22 protein-coding genes are annotated in these 19,754 nt (G+C 65.7%); 20 read left to right on the forward strand and 2 right to left on the reverse strand.

Annotation, left to right across the window (positions count from 1 at the left end; translation table 11 throughout):
• Positions 1-18 precede the first annotated feature (18 nt).
• The 11 genes from VFG17_RS10765 (at position 19) to VFG17_RS10815 (ending at position 10,373) form a co-directional block, all read left to right on the forward strand.
• Positions 19-591 (forward strand): NifU family protein, encoded by a 573-nt coding sequence (locus VFG17_RS10765; protein ID WP_325029544.1) that lies wholly within the window; start codon positions 19-21, stop codon positions 589-591.
• 26 nt (positions 592-617) lie between these two features.
• Positions 618-1,211: a malonic semialdehyde reductase gene (locus VFG17_RS10770; protein WP_325029461.1), complete on the forward strand. Its 594-nt coding sequence runs from the start codon at positions 618-620 to the stop codon at positions 1,209-1,211.
• A gap of 19 nt (positions 1,212-1,230) precedes the next feature.
• On the forward strand, positions 1,231-1,851 hold the full coding sequence (gene tsaB / locus VFG17_RS10775) for a tRNA (adenosine(37)-N6)-threonylcarbamoyltransferase complex dimerization subunit type 1 TsaB (protein WP_325029462.1): 621 nt from the start codon (positions 1,231-1,233) through the stop codon (positions 1,849-1,851).
• Positions 1,848-2,330 (forward strand): GNAT family N-acetyltransferase, encoded by a 483-nt coding sequence (locus VFG17_RS10780; RefSeq protein WP_325029463.1) that lies wholly within the window; start codon positions 1,848-1,850, stop codon positions 2,328-2,330. The genes tsaB and VFG17_RS10780 overlap by 4 nt, the downstream gene beginning before the upstream one ends.
• Before the next feature lie 107 nt (positions 2,331-2,437).
• On the forward strand, positions 2,438-2,872 hold the full coding sequence (locus tag VFG17_RS10785) for a MucR family transcriptional regulator (RefSeq protein ID WP_325029464.1): 435 nt from the start codon (positions 2,438-2,440) through the stop codon (positions 2,870-2,872).
• A gap of 136 nt (positions 2,873-3,008) precedes the next feature.
• A complete protein-coding gene (locus VFG17_RS10790; protein WP_167918807.1) occupies positions 3,009-3,434 on the forward strand; it encodes a Fur family transcriptional regulator in 426 nt (141 codons plus the stop codon).
• Positions 3,406-4,191 carry a lysophospholipid acyltransferase family protein gene (locus VFG17_RS10795; protein WP_325029465.1) on the forward strand — a complete coding sequence of 262 codons (786 nt, stop codon included), beginning with the start codon at positions 3,406-3,408 and terminating at the stop codon, positions 4,189-4,191. The genes VFG17_RS10790 and VFG17_RS10795 overlap by 29 nt, the downstream gene beginning before the upstream one ends.
• A 7-nt stretch (positions 4,192-4,198) precedes the next feature.
• Positions 4,199-5,548: a tRNA (N6-isopentenyl adenosine(37)-C2)-methylthiotransferase MiaB gene (gene miaB / locus VFG17_RS10800; RefSeq protein ID WP_325029466.1), complete on the forward strand. Its 1,350-nt coding sequence runs from the start codon at positions 4,199-4,201 to the stop codon at positions 5,546-5,548.
• Between the two features lie 130 nt (positions 5,549-5,678).
• A complete protein-coding gene (locus VFG17_RS10805) occupies positions 5,679-6,686 on the forward strand; it encodes a PhoH family protein (RefSeq protein WP_325029467.1) in 1,008 nt (335 codons plus the stop codon).
• A gap of 472 nt (positions 6,687-7,158) precedes the next feature.
• Complete coding sequence (locus VFG17_RS10810; RefSeq protein WP_325029468.1) at positions 7,159-9,375, forward strand: TonB-dependent hemoglobin/transferrin/lactoferrin family receptor; 2,217 nt, start codon at positions 7,159-7,161, stop codon at positions 9,373-9,375.
• Positions 9,376-9,395: 20 nt separating this feature from the next.
• Positions 9,396-10,373 (forward strand): DUF6607 family protein, encoded by a 978-nt coding sequence (locus tag VFG17_RS10815; RefSeq protein ID WP_325029469.1) that lies wholly within the window; start codon positions 9,396-9,398, stop codon positions 10,371-10,373.
• Positions 10,374-10,660: 287 nt separating this feature from the next.
• Here VFG17_RS10815 and VFG17_RS10820 read toward each other — a convergent pair whose 3' ends face one another.
• Positions 10,661-11,038 (reverse strand): DoxX family protein, encoded by a 378-nt coding sequence (locus VFG17_RS10820; protein WP_325029470.1) that lies wholly within the window; start codon positions 11,036-11,038, stop codon positions 10,661-10,663.
• 205 nt (positions 11,039-11,243) lie between these two features.
• Between VFG17_RS10820 and VFG17_RS10825 the strand changes: the two genes are divergently transcribed.
• The 9 genes from VFG17_RS10825 (at position 11,244) to VFG17_RS10865 (ending at position 19,197) form a co-directional block, all read left to right on the forward strand.
• Positions 11,244-11,702, forward strand: coding sequence for a carboxymuconolactone decarboxylase family protein (locus tag VFG17_RS10825; RefSeq protein WP_325029471.1), 459 nt, complete (start codon positions 11,244-11,246; stop codon positions 11,700-11,702).
• On the forward strand, positions 11,702-12,577 hold the full coding sequence (locus tag VFG17_RS10830; protein ID WP_325029472.1) for a sigma-70 family RNA polymerase sigma factor: 876 nt from the start codon (positions 11,702-11,704) through the stop codon (positions 12,575-12,577). The genes VFG17_RS10825 and VFG17_RS10830 overlap by 1 nt, the downstream gene beginning before the upstream one ends.
• 39 nt (positions 12,578-12,616) lie before the next feature.
• A complete protein-coding gene (gene ybeY / locus VFG17_RS10835; protein WP_325029473.1) occupies positions 12,617-13,123 on the forward strand; it encodes an rRNA maturation RNase YbeY in 507 nt (168 codons plus the stop codon).
• An 18-nt stretch (positions 13,124-13,141) separates the two neighbouring features.
• A complete protein-coding gene (locus tag VFG17_RS10840; RefSeq protein ID WP_325029474.1) occupies positions 13,142-14,089 on the forward strand; it encodes a hemolysin family protein in 948 nt (315 codons plus the stop codon).
• Positions 14,090-14,130: 41 nt separating this feature from the next.
• Positions 14,131-15,288 (forward strand): glycosyltransferase family 1 protein, encoded by a 1,158-nt coding sequence (locus tag VFG17_RS10845; protein WP_325029475.1) that lies wholly within the window; start codon positions 14,131-14,133, stop codon positions 15,286-15,288.
• A gap of 7 nt (positions 15,289-15,295) precedes the next feature.
• Positions 15,296-16,615, forward strand: coding sequence for a replication-associated recombination protein A (locus tag VFG17_RS10850; RefSeq protein ID WP_325029476.1), 1,320 nt, complete (start codon positions 15,296-15,298; stop codon positions 16,613-16,615).
• An 85-nt stretch (positions 16,616-16,700) separates the two neighbouring features.
• The gene (locus VFG17_RS10855) at positions 16,701-17,447 is read left to right on the forward strand and encodes a hypothetical protein (protein ID WP_325029477.1); all 747 of its coding nucleotides are present in this window, start codon (positions 16,701-16,703) and stop codon (positions 17,445-17,447) included.
• 15 nt (positions 17,448-17,462) lie between these two features.
• Entirely contained in the window at positions 17,463-17,816 is a 354-nt protein-coding gene (locus VFG17_RS10860) for a hypothetical protein (RefSeq protein WP_325029478.1), read from the forward strand.
• Positions 17,817-17,853: 37 nt separating this feature from the next.
• Entirely contained in the window at positions 17,854-19,197 is a 1,344-nt protein-coding gene (locus VFG17_RS10865; RefSeq protein ID WP_325029479.1) for a serine hydrolase, read from the forward strand.
• Here VFG17_RS10865 and VFG17_RS10870 read toward each other — a convergent pair.
• Positions 19,179-19,595, reverse strand: a complete 417-nt coding sequence (locus tag VFG17_RS10870) for a GFA family protein (RefSeq protein WP_325029480.1) — start codon at positions 19,593-19,595, stop codon at positions 19,179-19,181. The two genes, VFG17_RS10865 and VFG17_RS10870, sit on opposite strands and share 19 nt — an antisense overlap.
• Positions 19,596-19,754 lie beyond the last annotated feature (159 nt).

Below are 19,754 nucleotides of genomic sequence, written 5' to 3' on the forward strand. Positions count from 1 at the left end.
GCCCCCCACATGCGCCCCATGCTGATCGAAACCGAATCGACGCCCAACCCCGCGACGCTCAAATTCCTGCCCGGCCGGGCGGTGATGGAGACGGGAACCCGCGACTTCGCCAGCCCCGAGGAGGCCGAAGCCTCGCCGCTCGCGAGCGCGCTTTTCTCGCTCGGCGACGTGACGGGCGTCTTCTTCGGCCGCGATTTCGTGTCGGTGACGATCGCCCCCGGCGCCGAATGGGCCGATGCGAAGCCCGATGTGCTCGGTATCGTGATGGATCATTTCCTCGCCGACGTGCCGCTGTTCAACGCCGCGAGCGCGGGTTTTTCGGTTCCGGCCGAGGATGCGGGCTTCGCCGACGATCCCGCCGACGCCGACATCATCGAACAGATCAAGGAACTGATTGAAACGCGCGTGCGCCCCGCGGTCGCCAACGACGGCGGCGACATCATCTATCGCGGTTTCGACAAGGGCAATGTGTATCTGAAGATGCAGGGCGCCTGCGCCGGCTGTCCCTCCTCGACCGCGACGCTGAAGAATGGCATCGAGTCCCTCTTGAAACATTATGTTCCCGAGGTAACGGCAGTTCACGCCGTCTGATTATTTTTACCTCGAGGAGTTAGCCCATGAGCGAGCCGCTTTCCGACAGCGCTCTCGACCAGCTGTTTCGCACCGCGCGCACCTATAACGGCTATCTCGACAAACCCGTCACCGAAGCGCAGCTGCACGCGATCTGGGATTTGATGAAGTTCGGGCCTACCAGCGCGAACAGCCTGCCGGCGCGGATCGTCTGGTGCGTGTCGGACGAAGCGAAGGCAAAGCTCGCGGCGCACGCCATCCCGGGGAATGAGGAAAAGATACGCGCCGCACCTGTCACCGCGATCATCGCGATGGACACCGAGTTCTACGAGCATCTGCCCGAATTTTTCCCGCATACCGACGCGCGGAGCTGGTTCGCGGGCAACGATGCGCACGCGGAGACGACGGCGTTTCGCAATTCGAGCCTGCAGGGCGCCTATTTCATCCTCGCAGCGCGTGCGCTCGGGCTCGACACCGGGCCGATGTCGGGTTTCGACAATGCTGCGGTCGATCGGGCTTTCTTCGCCGACGAGCCGAAGGTGAAGAGCAATTTCATCTCGACGCTCGGCTATGGTGATCCCGCGACGATCTTCGAGCGCAGCCCGCGCCCCGATTTCGCGCGCTTCAACCGCATCGCCTGAGCGGCGCGCGCTGCATCCCATGCGCCACCTGGTCATCGATTCGGCGAGTGAAGCCTGCTCGGTGGCGCTGCTCGAGGCGGGCGCGGTCGTCGATCATCGCCACGAAGTGATCGGGCGCGGCCACGCCGAGCGCCTCGTTCCGCTGATCGCCGAACTCGTGAATGGCGGCCGCGCCGACGTCATCGCCGTCGGGTGCGGCCCGGGCAGCTTTGCCGGGGTGCGCATCGGCGTCGCCGCGGCGCGCGCGCTCGCGCTCGGCTGGCAGGTGCCGGTGCATGGCTTTTCGACGCTCGCGCTGGTTGCCGCCGCCGCGGCGGACGGCATCGCGGCGGCGAACGGCGCGCTCGTGGTGATGGAGGGCGGCCACGGCCAATGGTTCGTCCAGCCCTTCGCCGCCGACCTCGCGCCGCGCGCCGAGCTTCGTTCGCTGCTTCCCGATGACGCCATCCAGCTTGACGACGCGCTGGTCGTCGGCAATCGCGCCGAGGCCTTTGTCGCGAAACGCGGCTCGGGACGCGCGCTGGCGATGCTGCCCGACGCGCGCGCCTTTTTGCGCCTGCCCGCGAGCGCGATCATCGACACGCCGAGCCCGATCTATGGCCGCGCCCCCGACGCCAAGCCGATGGCGGCCCCGGCATGACCGTCGCCATTCGCCTCGCCACCGCGCGCGTCGGCGATCTGACCGCGGTGATGCGCGTGATGGATGCGGCGTTCGAGCCCGCCTATGGCGAGGCATGGACCGGCGCGCAGCTCTTGACGCTGTTCGCGCTGCCATCGGCGCGCGTGTGTCTGGCGTGGGAGGGCGAACAGGCGTGCGGCTTTTCCGCCGCGCGGATCGCGGGCCCCGAAAGCGAGTTATTGTTGCTCGCGGTCGATCCGCAGTTTCGCGGCCGCGGGATCGGGCGATTATTGATCGACGACTGGCGCGCCTGGGCTACCGCAGAGGGTGCCGAAGACTATTTCCTTGAAATGCGGGCCGACAATGACGCGGTTCATCTTTATGAACGCGCGGGCTTTACAGAGTGCGGCCGGCGTCCGGCCTATTATCGCGGCAACGACGGCAAGCTCCGCGATGCCATTACGATGCGGCGGCCGGCAGGCGAGAGTCGAGCCGACTGATCCGTCATTGCGGAATTACATCCAAAGTGGCAATAATCCATCCGGCGGAAGAAAAAATCCAATATTCGCCGGATACTTCTGGGTAATCGACAACAAGGAATAGTCTCATGTCCGATCAAGCCGACACCAATGAGATGCTCGTTACGTTGACCGCCGACATTGTCGCGGCGCATGTCAGCAACAACAGCGTCGCCATTTCAGACCTCTCCATTCTGATCAACAATGTCCACGCCGCGCTGTCGGGCCTCGGGAGCGAACCGGTCGTGGAAGAAAAGCTGGTGCCGGCGGTTTCGATCCGCACCTCGGTCAAGCCCGACTATATCGTTTGTCTCGAGGACGGCAAAAAACTGAAGATGCTGCGCCGCCACCTGATGACGCATTATGGCATGACCCCCGACGACTATCGCGCCAAATGGGGCCTTGCCGCCGACTATCCAATGGTCGCGCCCAACTATGCCGAAAAGCGCCGCGCGCTGGCGAAGGAAATCGGCCTCGGCACCAAGGGTCGCGGCGGCGGGCGCAAGCGCAAAGCCAAGGCCTGATATTTCCGATAAATCGCTCCGGTCGGAGCAGGGAAGGGCGGCGTTCGCAGGGGCGCCGCCCTTGTCCTATTCGCGGGGCGTCCCTATACAGTTTGTAACAAAGACAGACACGGCTGCATCTGCAGGAAAGGCAAGCATGTCCGGCAATATCGATCTCGAAGCCCTGTGCCACGAAAAGGGCCTCCGCATCACCGAGCAGCGCCGCATCATCGCGCGCGTCATCTCGGATTCGGAGGATCACCCCGATGTCGAGACGCTCTATGAGCGCGCGTCGAAGGTCGACAGCGGCATCTCGATCGCGACCGTTTACCGCACCGTGCGCCTGTTCGAAGAAGCGGGCATCCTCGACCGCCACGATTTCGGCGACGGGCGCTCGCGCTACGAAGCGGCGCCCGAGGCGCATCACGACCATCTCATCGACGTCGAAACGGGCAATGTGATCGAATTCGTCGATCCGGAGCTCGAGGCGTTGCAGAAGGTGATCGCCGAACGGCTGGGCTTCCGCCTCGTCGACCACCGCATGGAGCTTTACGGTGTCGCCATCGATCGCAAGCGCGACTGATCGCAGCGCGATTACCTGGCGGACGGTCGCCCGTCTCGCCCTGATGGTGCTGGCGCTGCTTTTTCTGATCGTCCCGCATCTTCTTTACCGTGCCGTCGGCCGTCCCTCGCCGATGGTAATGGCTTTCCTCAACGCCGCCGGCTGGATCGCGGGGCTGCGCATCCGCACGACGGGTACGCGGCTCCGGCGCGACGTGCTGTTCGTCTCGAACCATGTCAGCTGGCTCGACATTCTGGCGCTGGGCGGCGCAGCGCGCTCGGCGTTCGTGTCGAAGGCCGAGATTGGCTCGGCGCCGCTCGTCGGCTGGCTCGCCGACCAGAACCACACCGTCTATGTCCAGCGCGAGGCGCGGCGCGAGATCCACAATCAGGCGAACGACCTGCGCAATGCGCTCGCGCGCGGCCGCCCGGTGACTTTGTTCCCCGAAGGCACGACGGGCCCGGGCGACGGCCTGCTGCCCTTCCGCGCGTCGCTGTTCCAGGCGGTGATCCCGACGCCGCCGAAGCTGCGCGTCCAGCCGGTCCTGCTCGACTATGGGGCCGAGGCGAACGACATCGCCTGGCTTGATCCCGAATCGGGGCTCGACAATTTCAAGCGGCTGCTCGCGCGCAAGCGCCCGGTGCATCTGACCATCCATTATCTCGAGCCGCTGCCCGATACCGTCGAGGGCGACCGCAAGCTGCTCGCCGAAGCGGCACGCGCGGCGATCGCGGCGGAAATCGCACGCTCTTCCGCCAGCCCACCGCATCGCCTATAGCGCGCCGATGAAATCCGACTCTCCCCCAAATCCTCAAAAGACTTTTCACGTCAAATCCTTCGGCTGCCAGATGAACGTCTATGACGGTGAGCGCATGGCCGAGATGTTGGGCGCAGAGGGCTATGTCGCGGCCACCGATGGCGCCGACGCCGATCTGGTCGTGCTCAACACCTGCCACATCCGCGAAAAGGCGGCCGAGAAGGTCTATTCGGACATCGGCCGGCTGAAGCGCGCCGACGGCAGCACGCCGACGATCGCGGTGGCCGGCTGCGTCGCGCAGGCCGAAGGCGCCGAGATCGCGCGCCGCGCGCCGAGCGTCGATGTCGTCGTCGGCCCGCAGGCCTATCACCGCTTGCCCGACCTGATCGCACGCGCCGAGCGTGGCGAGAAGGCGGTCGACCTCGACATGCCCGCCGAGAGCAAGTTCGGCGCGTTGCCCAAGCGCGCCGGCGGTCAGCGCCCGACCGCTTTCCTCACCGTGCAGGAAGGCTGCGACAAATTCTGCACCTATTGCGTCGTCCCCTATACGCGCGGCGCCGAGATCAGCCGGCCGTTCGCCGACCTGATCGGCGAAGCGCGCGCGCTCGTCGCGGGTGGGGTTCGCGAGATCACCTTGCTCGGGCAGAACGTCAACGCGTGGGACGGCGAGGACGAGAAGGGCCGGGCGATCGGGCTCGACGGGCTGATCCGCGAACTGGCGCGCGAGGACGGGCTCGAACGCATCCGCTACACCACCAGCCACCCGAACGACATGACCGACGGGCTGATCGTGGCGCATGGCGAGATCGACAAGCTGATGCCCTTCCTCCACCTGCCGGTGCAGGCGGGCAGCGACCGCATCCTCGCGGCGATGAACCGCAGCCATTCGGTGGACAGCTATCTTCGCGTCATCGAGCGCGTCCGCGAAGCACGCCCCGACATCGCGATTTCGGGCGACTTCATCGTCGGCTTCCCCGGTGAAACCGAGGAGGATTTTCAGGCGACGCTCGCTATCGTCCGCGCCACCAATTACGCGATGGCGTACAGCTTCAAATATTCGCGCCGCCCCGGCACGCCCGCCGCGACGATGGACGGCCAGATTAGCGAAGCCGACATGAACGACCGCCTCCAGCGGCTGCAGGCGCTGCTCAACGAGCAGCAGCAGGCGTTCAACGAAGCGACCGTCGGCCGCACCACGCGCCTGCTCCTCGAACGGGGGGGCAAGCTCGATGGTCAACTCATCGGCAAATCGCCATGGCTCCAGTCGGTTCACGTCATCGCGCCGGGATTGAAGATCGGCGACATGGTCGACGTGCGGATTGCTTCGGCGGGGCCAAACAGTCTCGGTGCCGAACTGCTGATGGAAGCGGTCGCCTAGTGCCACGGGCGGAAGCTGTCTCCGCGAAGACACACTCCGTCTTTTTCCGTCGTATCCCGAACCCGCGGGAGATGGACTCGCGCCTTCGCGGGACTACAGTCGCCTTATCGCCAGAAGGAGCCTTGCCCACGTGTCCAAACGCCCGCTGACCGCCTCCACCCCCGCCGAACCCGGCGACCGCGTCCGACTGACGGCGGAATTCGAGCGCACACAGCTTTTGGGCATTCTCTTCGGCGAGTTCGACCGCAACCTCGTCGCGATCGAGAACCGCCTCGGCGTCTATATCTCGGCGCGCGGCAACCGCGTGCAGATCGAGGGTGAGGCCGAAGCTGCGGCGCGCGCGCGCGACGTGCTCACCGATCTTTATGACCGCATTGAAAAGGGGCAGGAGGTCGATGCCGGCATGGTCGACGGCCTGATCGCGATGTCGGCGCAGCCGACGCTCGACGGCATCATCCGCCACGACACGAGCGAAGCGCCGCCGGTGATGATCCGGACGCGCAAGAAGACGATCGTCCCGCGCGCGCCGTCGCAGGTTCCCTATATGCAGGCGCTCGCGCGCGACGAGGTGATCTTCGCGCTCGGTCCCGCGGGCACCGGCAAGACCTATCTCGCGGTCGCGCAGGCCGTCGCGCAGCTCATCACCGGCAGCGTCCAGCGCCTGATCCTGTCGCGCCCCGCGGTCGAGGCGGGGGAGAAGCTCGGCTTCCTCCCCGGCGACATGAAGGAAAAGGTCGATCCCTATCTGCGCCCGCTCTACGACGCGCTCCACGACTGCCTGCCCGCCGAGCAGGTCGAGCGCCGGATCGCGAGCGGTGAAATCGAGATCGCGCCGCTGGCCTTCATGCGGGGGCGCACGCTCGCCGACGCCTTCATCATCCTCGACGAAGCGCAGAACACGACGATCCCGCAGATGAAGATGTTCCTGACCCGCTTCGGCATGAACAGCCGCATGGTCATTTGCGGCGACCCGAAACAGGTCGATCTGCCGATGCCCGCGACCTCGGGCCTCGCCGACGCGGTCGCGCGGCTCGAAGGGCTCGAAGGCATCAACGTCAGCCGCTTCACCGCCGCCGACGTCGTCCGCCACCCGATCGTCGGGCGGATCGTCGAAGCCTATGAGGGGCCGGGGGCGTAACGCGAACGATGCCCGTTTTGCGGTGGGAAGCTGCCACTGCTTTATCCATCTTTGTCATCCCGGGCTTGACCCGGGACCCGCCTTTTCTTCCTGACGACGGCGAAAAGGCAAGGCAGGCCCCGGGTCAAGCCCGGGGTGACGAGGAAGGCCAGAACGGTCGTTGACGGGTATTCCCTATTTTTCGTCATCCCCGCGAAAGCGGGGACCCAGAGCGTTCGTCGGCTTGCCCATCGCTGGGTTCCCGCTTTCGCGGGAATGACGAGGTGAGGGACGGGCAACTAGCGGTCGAAAGCGGTCTCGAACCCCGCGATCCATGACCCCCTTGAGAATCGTTCCGGACGACACCCACCTAGCCTGCTCCACCTCCACAATATTTTCGAGAACGATTCGCAATAGCATCTTGACCCCCTGATTACGCGCGCCTAGAGCGCCGCTATTGCGAGTCAATCGCAAGATAATCAGGGGAAGAAAATTGACCAGCCATAATCTGCCGTCCTTCAGTCGCCTTGCCGCCGGCAGCGCGCTGGGCCTTGCGCTCGCCGCCACCGCCGCGCCGGCCTTTGCGCAGGACAATGACGGCGAATATTGGCTGGCGCGCAAGAATCAGCTCGTCGTGACCGCGACGCGCACCGCGGTGAAGGCCGAAGACCTGCCCGTCACCGTCAGCGTCAAGACCGACGAGCAGATCGCCGACGAACTCGTCACCGACATCCGCGACCTCGTCCGTTTCGAACCCGGCGTCAGCGTCCAGCGCCAGCCCGCGCGCTTCGGCGCCGCCTTGGGCTCGACCGGGCGCGCCGGTAACGAGAGCTTCAATATCCGCGGCATCGGCGGCAATCGCGTGCTGATCCAGGTCGACGGCGTGCGCGTCCCCGACGGCTTCAGCTTCGGCGCGCAGGCGTCGGGCCGCGGCGACTATGTCGACCTCGGCCTCATCAAGTCGGTCGAAATCCTGCGCGGTCCTTCGTCGGCGCTTTACGGCAGCGACGGGCTTGCCGGCGCGGTCAGCTTCATCACCGCCGACCCCGCCGATTTCATCGAAACGGGCAAGACTATCGGCGGTCTCCTCCGCGGGGGCTACAGCAGCGCCGACGAGGAATTCAGCGAAACCGCGATCCTCGCGGGGCGCAGCGGCGACTGGTCGCTGATGGCCGCCTATACCCGCCGCGACTGGCAGGAGCTCGACAACAAGGGCGAGGTCGGCGGAACCGGCGCGCTGCGCACCGAGCCCAACCCGCAGGACGGCCGCTCGAACGCCGCGCTCGCCCGCATCGTCTATGACCCCGCGAACGGTCACAAGCTGCGCCTGACGGGCGAATATCTCGACACGCACCTCTACACCAACGGCCTGACGGGCCTCAGCGCGTCGGTCGAACGGCTCGAAGGCTTCGACAGCGGCGAACGCAAGCGCGTCTCGCTCGACTGGAGCTGGGAAGGCGAGGGGGCGATCGATTTCGCGCGCGTCGCGCTTTACTGGCAGGACGGCGAGGACAATCAATATACCGAAGAGGATCGGACGTCCGCCGCCGACCGCACGCGCCTCAACACCTTCGAGAACCGCGTCATCGGCGCCGCCGCCGATGCGCGCGCCGACTTCGCGACCGGCGGACTCGCGCATCGGCTCGTCTTCGGCGGCGACATCAGCAAGACGCGCCAGCGGGGCCTGCGCGACGGCACCGTCCCGCCCTTCGGCGAAGTCTTTCCGACGCGCGCTTTCCCGAGCACCGACTTCACCCGCGCCGGTCTGTTCGCGGGCGACGAAATCAGCATCGCCGACGGCCGCTTGATCCTCTATCCGGCGCTGCGCTTCGACTGGTACGACCTGTCGCCCGACGACGACCCGCTGCTTCCCGCCTTCAGCGGCGCGGGGCAGGACGGGTCGCGCCTGTCGCCCAAGTTCGGCGCGCTGTGGAAGATCACCGACAGCGTGCGGCTGTTCGCCAATTATGCGACCGGCTTCAAGGCACCGGAGCCGGGGCAGGTCAACCAGTTTTTCGAAAATCTCGCCTTCGGCTACACATCGGCGCCGAACCCCGATCTCGGCCCCGAACGCAGCGAAAGCTTCGAGGGCGGCATCCGCTTTTCCAGCGATCATGTCAGCCTCGACGTCACCGCCTTTTCGGCGCGCTACAAGGATTTCATCAGTCAGGAAGTGGTGAGCGGCAGCTTCACGCTCGCCGATCCCGCCGTTTATCAATTCGTGAATCTCGACCGCGCCCGCGTCAAAGGCGCCGAAGCGCGGTTCGAGGGGCGAGCGTCGTCCGGCCTGTATACGACGCTCGCCCTATCCTATGCGAAGGGCAACGAGATATTGCCCGACGGCACGCGCGCGCCGCTGTCGACGATCGATCCGCTCAAGCTCGTCGCGGGCGTCGGCTATCGCGAGCCCGCGGGGCGTTTCGGCGGCCAGCTGATCATGACGCACAGCGCGCGCAAGGAAGCGTCGCGGACCGAGGGCGTCTGCGCCCCCGGCGAATGCTTCCGCCCCGACGGCTTCACCATCCTCGACGCGACCGCCTTCGTGCGAATTGTTGAAGGGCTGACGCTACGCGCCGGCGTCTTCAACATCCTCGACGAAAAATATGCGTGGTGGAGCGACGTGCGCGGGCTCGCGTCCACTTCGACCGTCACCGACGCCTATACGCAGCCCGGCCGCAATGTGAGCGCCTCGCTGAGCTTCCGCTTCTAAACAAGAAAAGGACTGCACCGATGAAAAATTATCGCAAGATCGCCGTCGGCCTGTTGCTGCTCACCGCCGCGCTGCCCGCCGTCGCCTCCGCCCACCCGCCGATCGCCGCCGAGGACGCCGCCGCCAATTTCGAGCAGGACCGCGCCGACATTCTCGCGATGGCGGGCAATTATCGCGTCAGCTTCAACATGCAGGAATCGACGCGCTGGGACCCCGGTTATGAAGTGCTCGAACCCAAGAAATCGGGCGGCCACGAAGTCGTGCGCGTGATCGAGGACACCGGCCGCAAGATCATACTCCAGCATATGCTCGTCATCACCGGCGACGACGACAAGAGCTTCGTGATCAAGCATTGGCGGCAGGACTGGGAATATGAGCCCGCGAAGATCCTCGCCTATTCGGACCGCAACACCTGGGCGTGGGAAGACGTCCCCGAACGGATGCGCACCGGCCGCTGGTCGCAGACCGTCTATCAGGTCGACGACAGCCCGCGTTACGCCGGCTGGGGCCAGTTCGAAACGCAGGGCGGCATCCGCCGCTGGCGTTCGAGCTGGACGTGGCGCCCGCTCGCGCGCCGCGACGCCGTGCGGAGTCCGGTCTACGACCGCTACCTTTCGATCAACCGCCACCAGCCCTCGCCCGACGGCTGGATCCACTGGCAGGACAATACCAAAATGGGGACGAAGGACGGCAAGCTGGTGCCGATCGTCCAGGAATATGTCCTCAACACCTATACCAAATACGACCAATATGACGTGAAGGCCGCAGACGATTATTGGGCGGCGACAAAGGAATATTGGGCCGCGGTGCGCGCCGAATGGGACCGCGTCGCCGCAACCAAGGGCGGCATCGCGATCGAGGAAAAGGCCGATACCGGCACGGTGATCAGCGGCCGCCTGCTCGAAATGGCCGACGAGGTTCAGGAAAAGAAGCTGACGACGGCGAAGGCGATCGCCGAGGCGAAGAAGCTGATCGAAACGAACACGCAGGGGCTCTGACGACCTTCACCATGTGAAGCCCGCACCTGGGGGCGGCTCGAAAGGGCCGCCCCCTGTTTTCTTTGCGGACTAACGTTCCTCTGCGTCCAAGTGCAAAATCGTCGCGTGCCGAACAAACAGGGTGAATGCGATAAACGTCAGAAAGCCGAGTATTTCTTTCCAGAGTCCCTCATAGTTTCCGTCCGAGACGGCGGAACCGATACGCACAGCCATGGCGATCGCTATTCCGCCAATAATGATCGGCACACATATATTCGTCATTGTACGGATTAGCTTTTCCAAGACGCCTATTTCTTCGCCCCATCCACACTCCAGATCCCCGCGCCGCGCGTCGCGATGAACAGGAAGATGAAGCAATAAAGCGCGATCGTCTCGCCGCCGTTGACGATCGGATAGAGGCCCTTGCTTCCGTGCATCATCCAATAGCCGACCGCGGCCATGCCGCTGGCGACGAAGGCCGCGGGGCGCGTGAACAGGCCGATGACGATCAGGGCGCCCGCGACGAGTTCGATGATTCCCGCGGCATGCAGCATCGGGTTCAGCGGCATCGGGAAGGCGACCGGGAAATTGAAGAATTTCTGCACGCCATGCGCCAGGAACAGCAGCCCCGCGACGATGCGCAGCAGCGCATAGGCCTGCTCGCCGAAACCACCCAGAAATTTCATAAGCTTTCCCCTCCTGCCAAGAACGGGGCGATGCTAGTGCAGCTTGGCGAGGGCTGAAAGCGCATTATCCGAAACCGCGCGTTTCCGGGGCCTTTGGGCGTGGAACGGCAAAAAACGACCGGCCGGGAAAAGTTTTTCGCGCGCCATGTCACATTCGCCGCGCCTGTCTCGTCATACCGGTACAACCCCCCGAAGGAGACACGATATGTCCAAGGTAACCGACCCCTTTGCCGCCTCGCCGCAGCTCATGAAGCAGTGGATGGCGGTCAGCCTCGCCGCGCAGGAAAGCCTGGAGAAGAGCCTGATCGAGTTGGTGAAGATCCGCTCGTCGATCCTCAACGGCTGCGCCAACTGCATCAACATGCACACCGCCGAAGCGCGCGCGAAGGGCGAAACCGAACAGCGCATCTATCTGCTCGCCGCATGGCAGGAAGCGCCGGTCTATACTGACCGCGAACGCGCCGCGCTCGCCTGGACCGACGCCTTGACCCGCCTTTCGCAAGGGCACACACAGAAGGAAGCGCGCGAAGCGCTCGACGCGCATTTCACCGCGGAGGAACAGATGAACCTGACCGTGATGATCAATGTCATCAATGGCTGGAACCGGATCGCGGTCGGCTTCGAGCTCTTTTACGAGGGCGGCGCGCCGGCGAAGGCCGCCTGATGACCCCCGAAGGCGTCCGGGACGGCGTCGATGCGGAGGACGCGGCGGTCAGTTTCGACCCGCTGCGCCCGCTCCTCACGCGCGTCGCCTACCGCATGCTCGGCTCGGTCGCCGATGCCGAGGATGTGGTGCAGGACGCCTTCATCCGCTGGCTCGGCACCGACCGCGATGCGGTGCGCGAGCCCGCGGCTTTTCTCCGCCGCACCGTGACGCGCCTCTGCCTCGACCAGATCAAGTCGGCGCGGAACAGCCGCGAGACCTATATCGGCCCCTGGCTTCCCGACCCGCTGGTCGAGGAGGAGGAAGAGGACGACGTCACGCTGCCGCTGATGCTCGCGCTCGAACGGCTCTCCCCCTTGGAGCGCGCGGCCTTCCTCCTCCACGATGTCTTCGGCGTCGGGTTCGACGAGGTCGCGAAGACGATCGACCGCGATCCAGCGGCGACGCGTCAGCTCGCGGCGCGGGCGCGCACCCACGTCCGCGACGCGCGCCCGCGCTACAAGCTCGAAAAGGAACGCGGGATCGAAATCGCCAACGCCTTTTTCGCCGCCTCGCGCAGCGGCGACATGGGCGCGCTCGGCGCGCTGCTCGCCGCCGACGTCGGCATGTGGGCCGACGGCGGCGGCAAGCGTCCGGCCGCGATGGAACCGATACTCGGCCACGACGTCGTGCTCAAACTGCACCGCGGCCTCGCGGTCCTGTTCGGCAAATATGGCTCGACGCTCGTCCACACCGGCATGATCAACGGCCTGCCGGGTTTCGTCACGCGCGAGGCCGACGGCGAGCTGCAGACCACCGCGCTCGACATCGAGGACGGCCGGATCGTGGCGATTTATGTGATGCGCAATCCCGACAAGCTGCGGCACATGCATTAACGCTGTGCAACATCGGTCCCTGCCGGTAGTTGCCGCATCATGCTTTCGGTCGAAACCCATGCCGCGACCCCGTGGCCCGACGCCCTCGATTGGGAGGTGCGCGCCGCGGAGGCGGCCGCGGCGGCGCTCGCGCTGACGCCCTTCGCGGCGCTTGCGGACGCCGCGCCGCTGGTCGAGATCGCGATCCGTCTCACCGACGATGTCGAAGTCCATACGCTCAACCGCGATTTCCGGGGCAAGGACAAGCCGACCAACGTGCTGTCCTTTCCGCAGGTGCAGGACGACCTGCTCGAAGGACTGGCGAATAGCGATGACGGCGAAATCCTGCTCGGCGACATCGTGCTCGCGCGCGAAACCTGCGAGCGCGAGGCGGAAGAGAAGGGCATTTCGGTTGCCGATCATGCGACGCACCTGATCGTCCACGGCACGCTCCATTTGGTCGGATACGACCATATGGACGACGCCTCGGCGGCGGCGATGGAGGCGCTCGAAGTGAAAGCCCTTGCATCGCTGGGCATCGCCAATCCATATGCGGATCAGGATTAACAGGGAAAAGCTGTAAAAATGCCCGACGACCAGGGATCTTCGAACCGATCGGAAGAGGACAGTAGTAGTAGGTCCGGACTGCTGTCCGGACTGCGAAACCTGCTGTTCGGCGGCGACAAGGAACCGTCGCTGCGCGAACAGATCGAAGAGGTCATCGACGAGGCCGAGGAAGAAGGCGACGACCGGCGCGGCAGCAATATCGTCGGCGACCTGTCGCCCATCGAGCGCAAGATGTTGCGCAACCTCCTCCATTTCGGCGAACAGACCGTCGACGATGTCGCGGTGCCGCGCGCCGACATCATCGCCATCTCCGAAAGCGCGCCCTTTGCCGAGGTCGTCGCGCTGTTTGCCGAAGCGGGGCACAGCCGCCTGCCGGTCTACCGCGAAAATCTCGACGAGGTGGTCGGCATGATCCACGTCAAGGACGTGTTCGCGGTACTCGCCGAGGGGCGCCCGCCGCCGCCCTTGCTCGATTTGATCCGCCAGCCGCTCTACGTCCCGCAATCGATGGGCGTGCTCGATCTTCTCGCCGAAATGCGCGCCAAGCGCACCCACCTTGCCATCGTCATCGACGAATATTCGGGCACCGAAGGCCTGCTGACGATCGAGGATCTGGTCGAGGAAATCGTCGGCGAGATCGAGGACGAGCATGACGACGAGCCCGAACCGCTGATCGTCGCGGGCGAAAATGGCTGCTGGGACGCCGATGCGCGCGCCGAACTCGACGATGTCGGCGAGGCGATCGACCCTCGTCTGGCTGAGATCGAAGAGGATGTCGACACATTGGGTGGGCTCGCCGCGGTCCTCGCGGGGCATGTTCCCGAGGTCGGCGAGATCCTCCTCCACCCGAGCGGCTGGCGGATCGAGGTGATCGAGGCCGACGAGCGCCGCGTCCATCGCCTGCGCCTCCACCCGCCCGTCGAGGTTGATCTCGAAGCACCGTCGGAGCGGAGCGAGGAGTTTTGACGCAATTGCCAATGCACGGTTAAAGGATTAGGCGCGACCGGATGGAAGTTTCCGACCTTCGCATCGCCCTGTTCAGCGGCAATTACAATATGACCACCGACGGTGCGAACAAGGCGCTCAATCGCCTGGTCGGTTTCCTGCTGGCGCATGGCGCGGCGGTGCGCGTCTATTCGCCGACCGTCGCCAACCCCGATTTCGAGCCGACCGGCGACCTCGTCAGCGTGCCGTCGATGGCGATCCCGGGGCGGAGCGAATATCGCATTCCGCTGAGCTTTTCGCCGCGCGTCCGCCAGGACATCACCGCCTTCGCGCCCAATATCGTCCATATCTCCAGCCCAGATCGCGTGTCGCGGCAGGCGGCGGCATGGGCGCGGCGGCGGCGGCTGCCGGTCGCCTGCTCGGTGCACACGCGGTTCGAAACCTATTTCCGCTATTATAATCTATCCTTCCTCGAACCCGTCGTCGTCGCCTGGCTGCGCAAGCTCTACCGCAAGTGCGACGCGCTGATCGCACCGTCCGAAAGCTTCGCGCAGGTGCTGCGCGATCAGCGGATGAATTACGACATCGGCATCTGGACGCGCGGCGTCGAGCAGGGGGTCTTCAACCCCGGCCGGCGCGATATGGCATGGCGCCGGTCGCTCGGTATCGGCGACGATGTGCCCGCCATCGCGTTTCTCGGTCGGCTCGTGATGGAAAAGGGGCTCGACGTCTTTGCCGACGCGATCGACGTGCTCCAGCGGCGCGGCGTGCCGCACAAGGTCGTCGTGATCGGTGAGGGGCCGGCGCGCGAATGGTTCGAATCGCGCCTGCCCGACGCCAGTTTCGTCGGCTTTCAGGGCGGGGAGGACCTCGCCCACGCGTTGGCGTCGTGCGACATCTTCTTCAACCCTTCGGTCACCGAAACCTTCGGCAATGTGACTCTTGAAGCCATGGCGTGCGGGCTGCCGGTGGTGGCCGCCCGCGCCACCGGCAGCGCGAGCATCGTCAAGCATGGGCAGACGGGCTATCTCGTCGCCCCCGGATCGATCACCGGCTTTGCCGACCATCTCCAGCATTATTGCCGCGACACCGGGCTCCGCGCCGAACATGGGGCGGCGGCGGTGCGCGAAAGCGGCGCCTATCAATGGGACGCGATCAATCAGGCGGTCGCCGACACCTATATCCGCCTGATCCGCCAGAAACAGCGGCGCGGGGGCTGAGCGTCCGATGGCCGGGGATCTGTTCGGCGAGGGCGCACCCGACCAGCGCGACAGCGCCGCGACCGGCCCCGCGCCGCTCGCCGAGCGGCTGCGCCCGCGCACGCTCGCCGATGTCGTCGGGCAGGAGCATCTGACCGGGCCCGAAGGCGCGATCGGCCGCATGGTCGCCGCGGGGCAATTGTCGTCGATCATCCTCTGGGGCCCGCCGGGAACGGGCAAGACGACGATCGCGCGGCTGCTCGCCGAGGCGGTCGGCATGCACTTCGCGCCCCTGTCGGCGGTCTTTTCGGGCGTTGCCGATCTCCGACAAGCCTTCGCCGATGCCGAAAAGATGGCGGCGGCGGGCAAGCGCACCCTGCTCTTCGTCGACGAAATCCACCGCTTCAATCGCGCGCAGCAGGACGGTTTCCTGCCCTATGTCGAGCGCGGCACCGTCGTGCTCGTCGGCGCGACGACCGAGAATCCAAGCTTCGCGCTCAACGCTGCGTTGCTCAGCCGCGCGCAGGTGCTCGTCCTCAATCGGCTGGGCGAGGGCGCGCTCGGCACGCTGATCGAGCGCGCCGAGGCCGAGATCGGCCAGCGGCTGCCGGTGACCGACGCGGCGCGCGCGGCGCTGATCGCGAGCGCGGACGGCGACGGACGCTTCCTGCTCAATCAGGTCGAGACGCTGTTTTCGGTGACGATCGAAAAACCGCTCGACCCGGCCGAGCTCGCACAGTTCCTTCATCGCCGGATGCCGGTCTACGACAAGGACCGCGACGGCCACTACAATCTGATTTCGGCGCTCCACAAGGCGCTGCGCGGATCGGACCCGCAGGCGGCGCTCTACTGGCTCGCGCGGATGCTCGTCGCGGGCGAGGAGCCGCTCTACGTCCTCCGGCGACTCACCCGCTTCGCGAGCGAGGATATCGGCCTCGCCGATCCGCAGGCGCTGGTGCAATGCCTCGCCGCGAAGGACGCCTATCAGTTCCTCGGTTCACCCGAGGGCGAGCTCGCGATCGTTCAGGCCTGCCTCTACCTCGCGACCGCGCCGAAATCGAACGCGGCCTATGCGGCGCAAAAGGCCGCGTGGGCGGCGGCGCGCGAAACCGGCAGCCTCGCGCCCCCCGCGAACATTCTCAACGCCCCGACCAAGCTGATGAAAGATCTGGGTTATGGCGCGGGCTATAGTTACGACCATGACGCCCCCGACGGCTTTTCGGGCGACAATTACTGGCCCGACGAAATGGCGCCCGCGGACTTCTATCGCCCCGTCGATCGCGGCTTTGAAAAGCGCATCGCCGAGCGCCTTGCCTGGTGGGATGAGAGGCGCCGCGCGAAGGACTGAGACTGGGGTCTTTCCGAGCCTTGCCCCGTGCCCTCGAGGATATAATTTCGCCCCGTCGGGTCGCGCCGGAACTGGGGTAGTCATCATGGCATTGGCGCTTGTCCTTGCCGCCGCAGCGACACCGATTCTGTCCTGTCCAGGCGGCACCATCGAAACCACTTGCACCGCGGCGGAGGTGACCGCGAAGATCGCGCTGACCCGCGCGCGCCTCGCCAGTATCGCGCAGCGGTGCCTCTATGATTTCGGCGGCAAATGCACCGTCGAGGCAAGCGGGCGGATCAACACCGCGGACCGCTCGACCACCCTATTGTGGCAAAAGCTGCTCCTTGCTCCGCGTGACGGCGCCCAAACACGGATGCTCGTGCTTGTCGCGCAGGACAAGGCGGGCAAGCCGACGCTCGCGGGCTTCGCCGAAAGCTCGGGATCGATCGGCACGCCCGATCTGGTCGTCGACAACGACCGGCGGCGGCTCGTTCATGTCGGCGGCACGCTGGCGGGGAGCGGGGGCGGCAATGCCGACGCGCTCTTCATGAGCGATGCCGCCGCGCCCAAATGGCGGCGAGTCGATCTGTCCGACTGGTCCGAACAGGGCGGCAAGCTGCTGCCGACCGGCTATTGGCTGCGCGGCCCGGCCGCGTTCGCGTTCGCCGAGATGGCCGCGTCGGCCCCCGTCGCGCGCGACGGCGACGGCAATTGCTGCCCGCGCGGCGGCAACGCCATGTTCGACCTCGACATTCAGGACGACCGGCTGGTGTTGACGCGCCTGCGCTTCCAGCCCATGCAGCCCCTGGGGCGCGACATAGAGGTCACCGCCGGGACATTGGAAGACTGAGCTGCACCGGGCAAGATGGCGTTTAAATTCGACAGCTGGGATGATGTGGTCGCGTTCGCATGCGCGCTTCCCGATGTCGAGATGCTGTCCTTTTATGGCACCCCCTGTCCCAAGCTCAATGGCAAGGCGCTCGCCTCGCCCGGTCGCGAGCCCGGCAGCTTTGCGGTCATGTGCAAGCCCGACGAAAAGGAAATCCTGCTTGAAACCGATCCCGACACCTTCTGGCAGACCCCGCATTATCAAGGATGGCACGCGCTGCTCGTCCGTTTCGGATCGAACGACCCCGAACGGGTCGCCAACGTCTTGCGCCGCGCCTGGTGGGATCGGGCGAAAAAGGCGCAGCGGCGGGCGTTCGGCGATCGTCCCTGACCTGCTGCACCTGCTCGGTGCCGCGCTCCTCGCCGGTGTGGCGCCCGCGGCGGCGCAGGCGCCGAAGCCCGATGCCGAACTGGCCCGCGCCTGGGCGGCGGGCTATCGCGCCGCTTTCACTTGCTCGTCGCTGTGGAACGGTGCGGGAAAGTCGCTCGCGGCGATCGAACGCGACGAGCTCACCGGCATCTACCCCGAGATCGAGGCCGACGTCCGCGCGCTCGAGGCGGAGGTCGATGAAGGAGCGAAGCGCGTCAGCGTGACCTGGCGCGACGACATGCCCCCGCGCATTGCCGAATGGAGCGGGCGCGAAGGCTGCGTCACGCTACCGATCGGCGCACAGCCCAGGCCGGCGAGCCAGCCGCTCGAACGGCGCCCCGATCTCGATGCCCAGCCCTGGCCGATGGGCGACAAGGGTGCGCGCTGGCCGGCTTCCAAGGGACAGACGAAGTTCGAGCAAGCGACGAGGGATATGGCCCGCTTCGGCGGCCGCACCAGTTCGCTGCTGATCGTCAAGAACGGCCGCATCGCGCTTGAGCGCTATTGGGGCGGGCATGACATTCACAGCGCGCAGCGGACCTTCTCGGTCGCCAAGTCGATGGCCGTGACCTTGATCGGTCATGCCGTCGAGCAGCGCCGGATCGACGTGACGCAGCCCGCGCTCATCGCCGAGTGGCAGACGCCGGGCGACCCGCGCGCCGCGATCACGACCGAGCAGTTGATGCGCATGGCGAGCGGGCTCACCAGCGATACCGCGGGCAACCGCAGCGACGCCATCTATATGGGCGGCGCATCGGTGCGCCAGTGGACGACGCAATGGCCGCTGCTCAATCCCCCGAACAGCCGCTACCGCTATGCCAATAACGACACGTTGCTCGCGACGCTGTCGCTGAAGGCCGCGCTCGAAAAGGCGGGAACGCCGCTCGATCCCGCCGCCTTCTTCGACCGGCTCGGCATGACGCGCACCTTCGCCGAGCATGATGGGGACGGCGATTATATCCTGTCGAGCCAGGTGTGGACCAGCGCGCGCGATCTCGCGCGGCTCGGCCTGCTCTACCAGAACGACGGAGTGTGGCAGGGCGAGCGCCTGCTTCCCGCCGACTGGCGGCGCTTCGTCACCACGCCCAGCGGTCCGCAGCCCGACCGGGATTTCGGCTATGGCGCCGGCTTCTGGCTGCTCGCCAAGTCGGACGGCATCCCCGCCGACGCCTTCGGCGGTTTCGGCAACCGCGGCCAATATCTGATCGTCATCCCGTCGCGCGCGCTCGTGATCGTTCGCCAGGGCTATGACGACGGCAAGGTCCGGCTCGACATCGCGAAGCTCGTCGCGGCGGTCGTCGCCGCCGACGATAATGACCGCCGCTATTCGAAGGGCGGATAGCGTTCGAAGGCGGGCAGGTCATTGAGCTTCTCCATCCAGCCGATGCGTTCGGCGGTCTGGATCTGCGCCTGCGCCGGGATCTGGTCGGGATCATCGAGCGTCGCGCTTTGCACGTCGATCTGCCCCGGAAACATCGCCTCGTTGGTATAGAAGAGCCCGGTGCCGCAATTGCCGCAGAAATGGCGGCGGCCATGCTCCGACGAAGCATAGATTTTCGCGGTTCCGCTGATCTCGATCTCGTCGTTTCCGACGAGCGCCCAGCCGACGAGCGGTGCACCCGAATGACGGCGGCAATCGCTGCAATGGCAAAGCGCATGATGCTGCACGGCGGTGCTCATCGAATAGCGGATTTCGCCGCAATGGCACTGGCCGCTGGCACGGGGGGCTTGGTCGGTCATCTCTCTCTCCTTATGGAATCGATGGGAACATATCATAAACATATTGACCTCGGCAATGACGCGAGAGGTAAGCATTAGCGCGATGTTAACCACAAGCTCCTAAGCCGCAGAGACACGGATTTTGGGGAATTTCCATGGATCAGAGCGAACCGGCCAAGC

The organism is Sphingopyxis sp. (assembly GCF_035686825.1).
Lineage (GTDB): Bacteria > Pseudomonadota > Alphaproteobacteria > Sphingomonadales > Sphingomonadaceae > Sphingopyxis.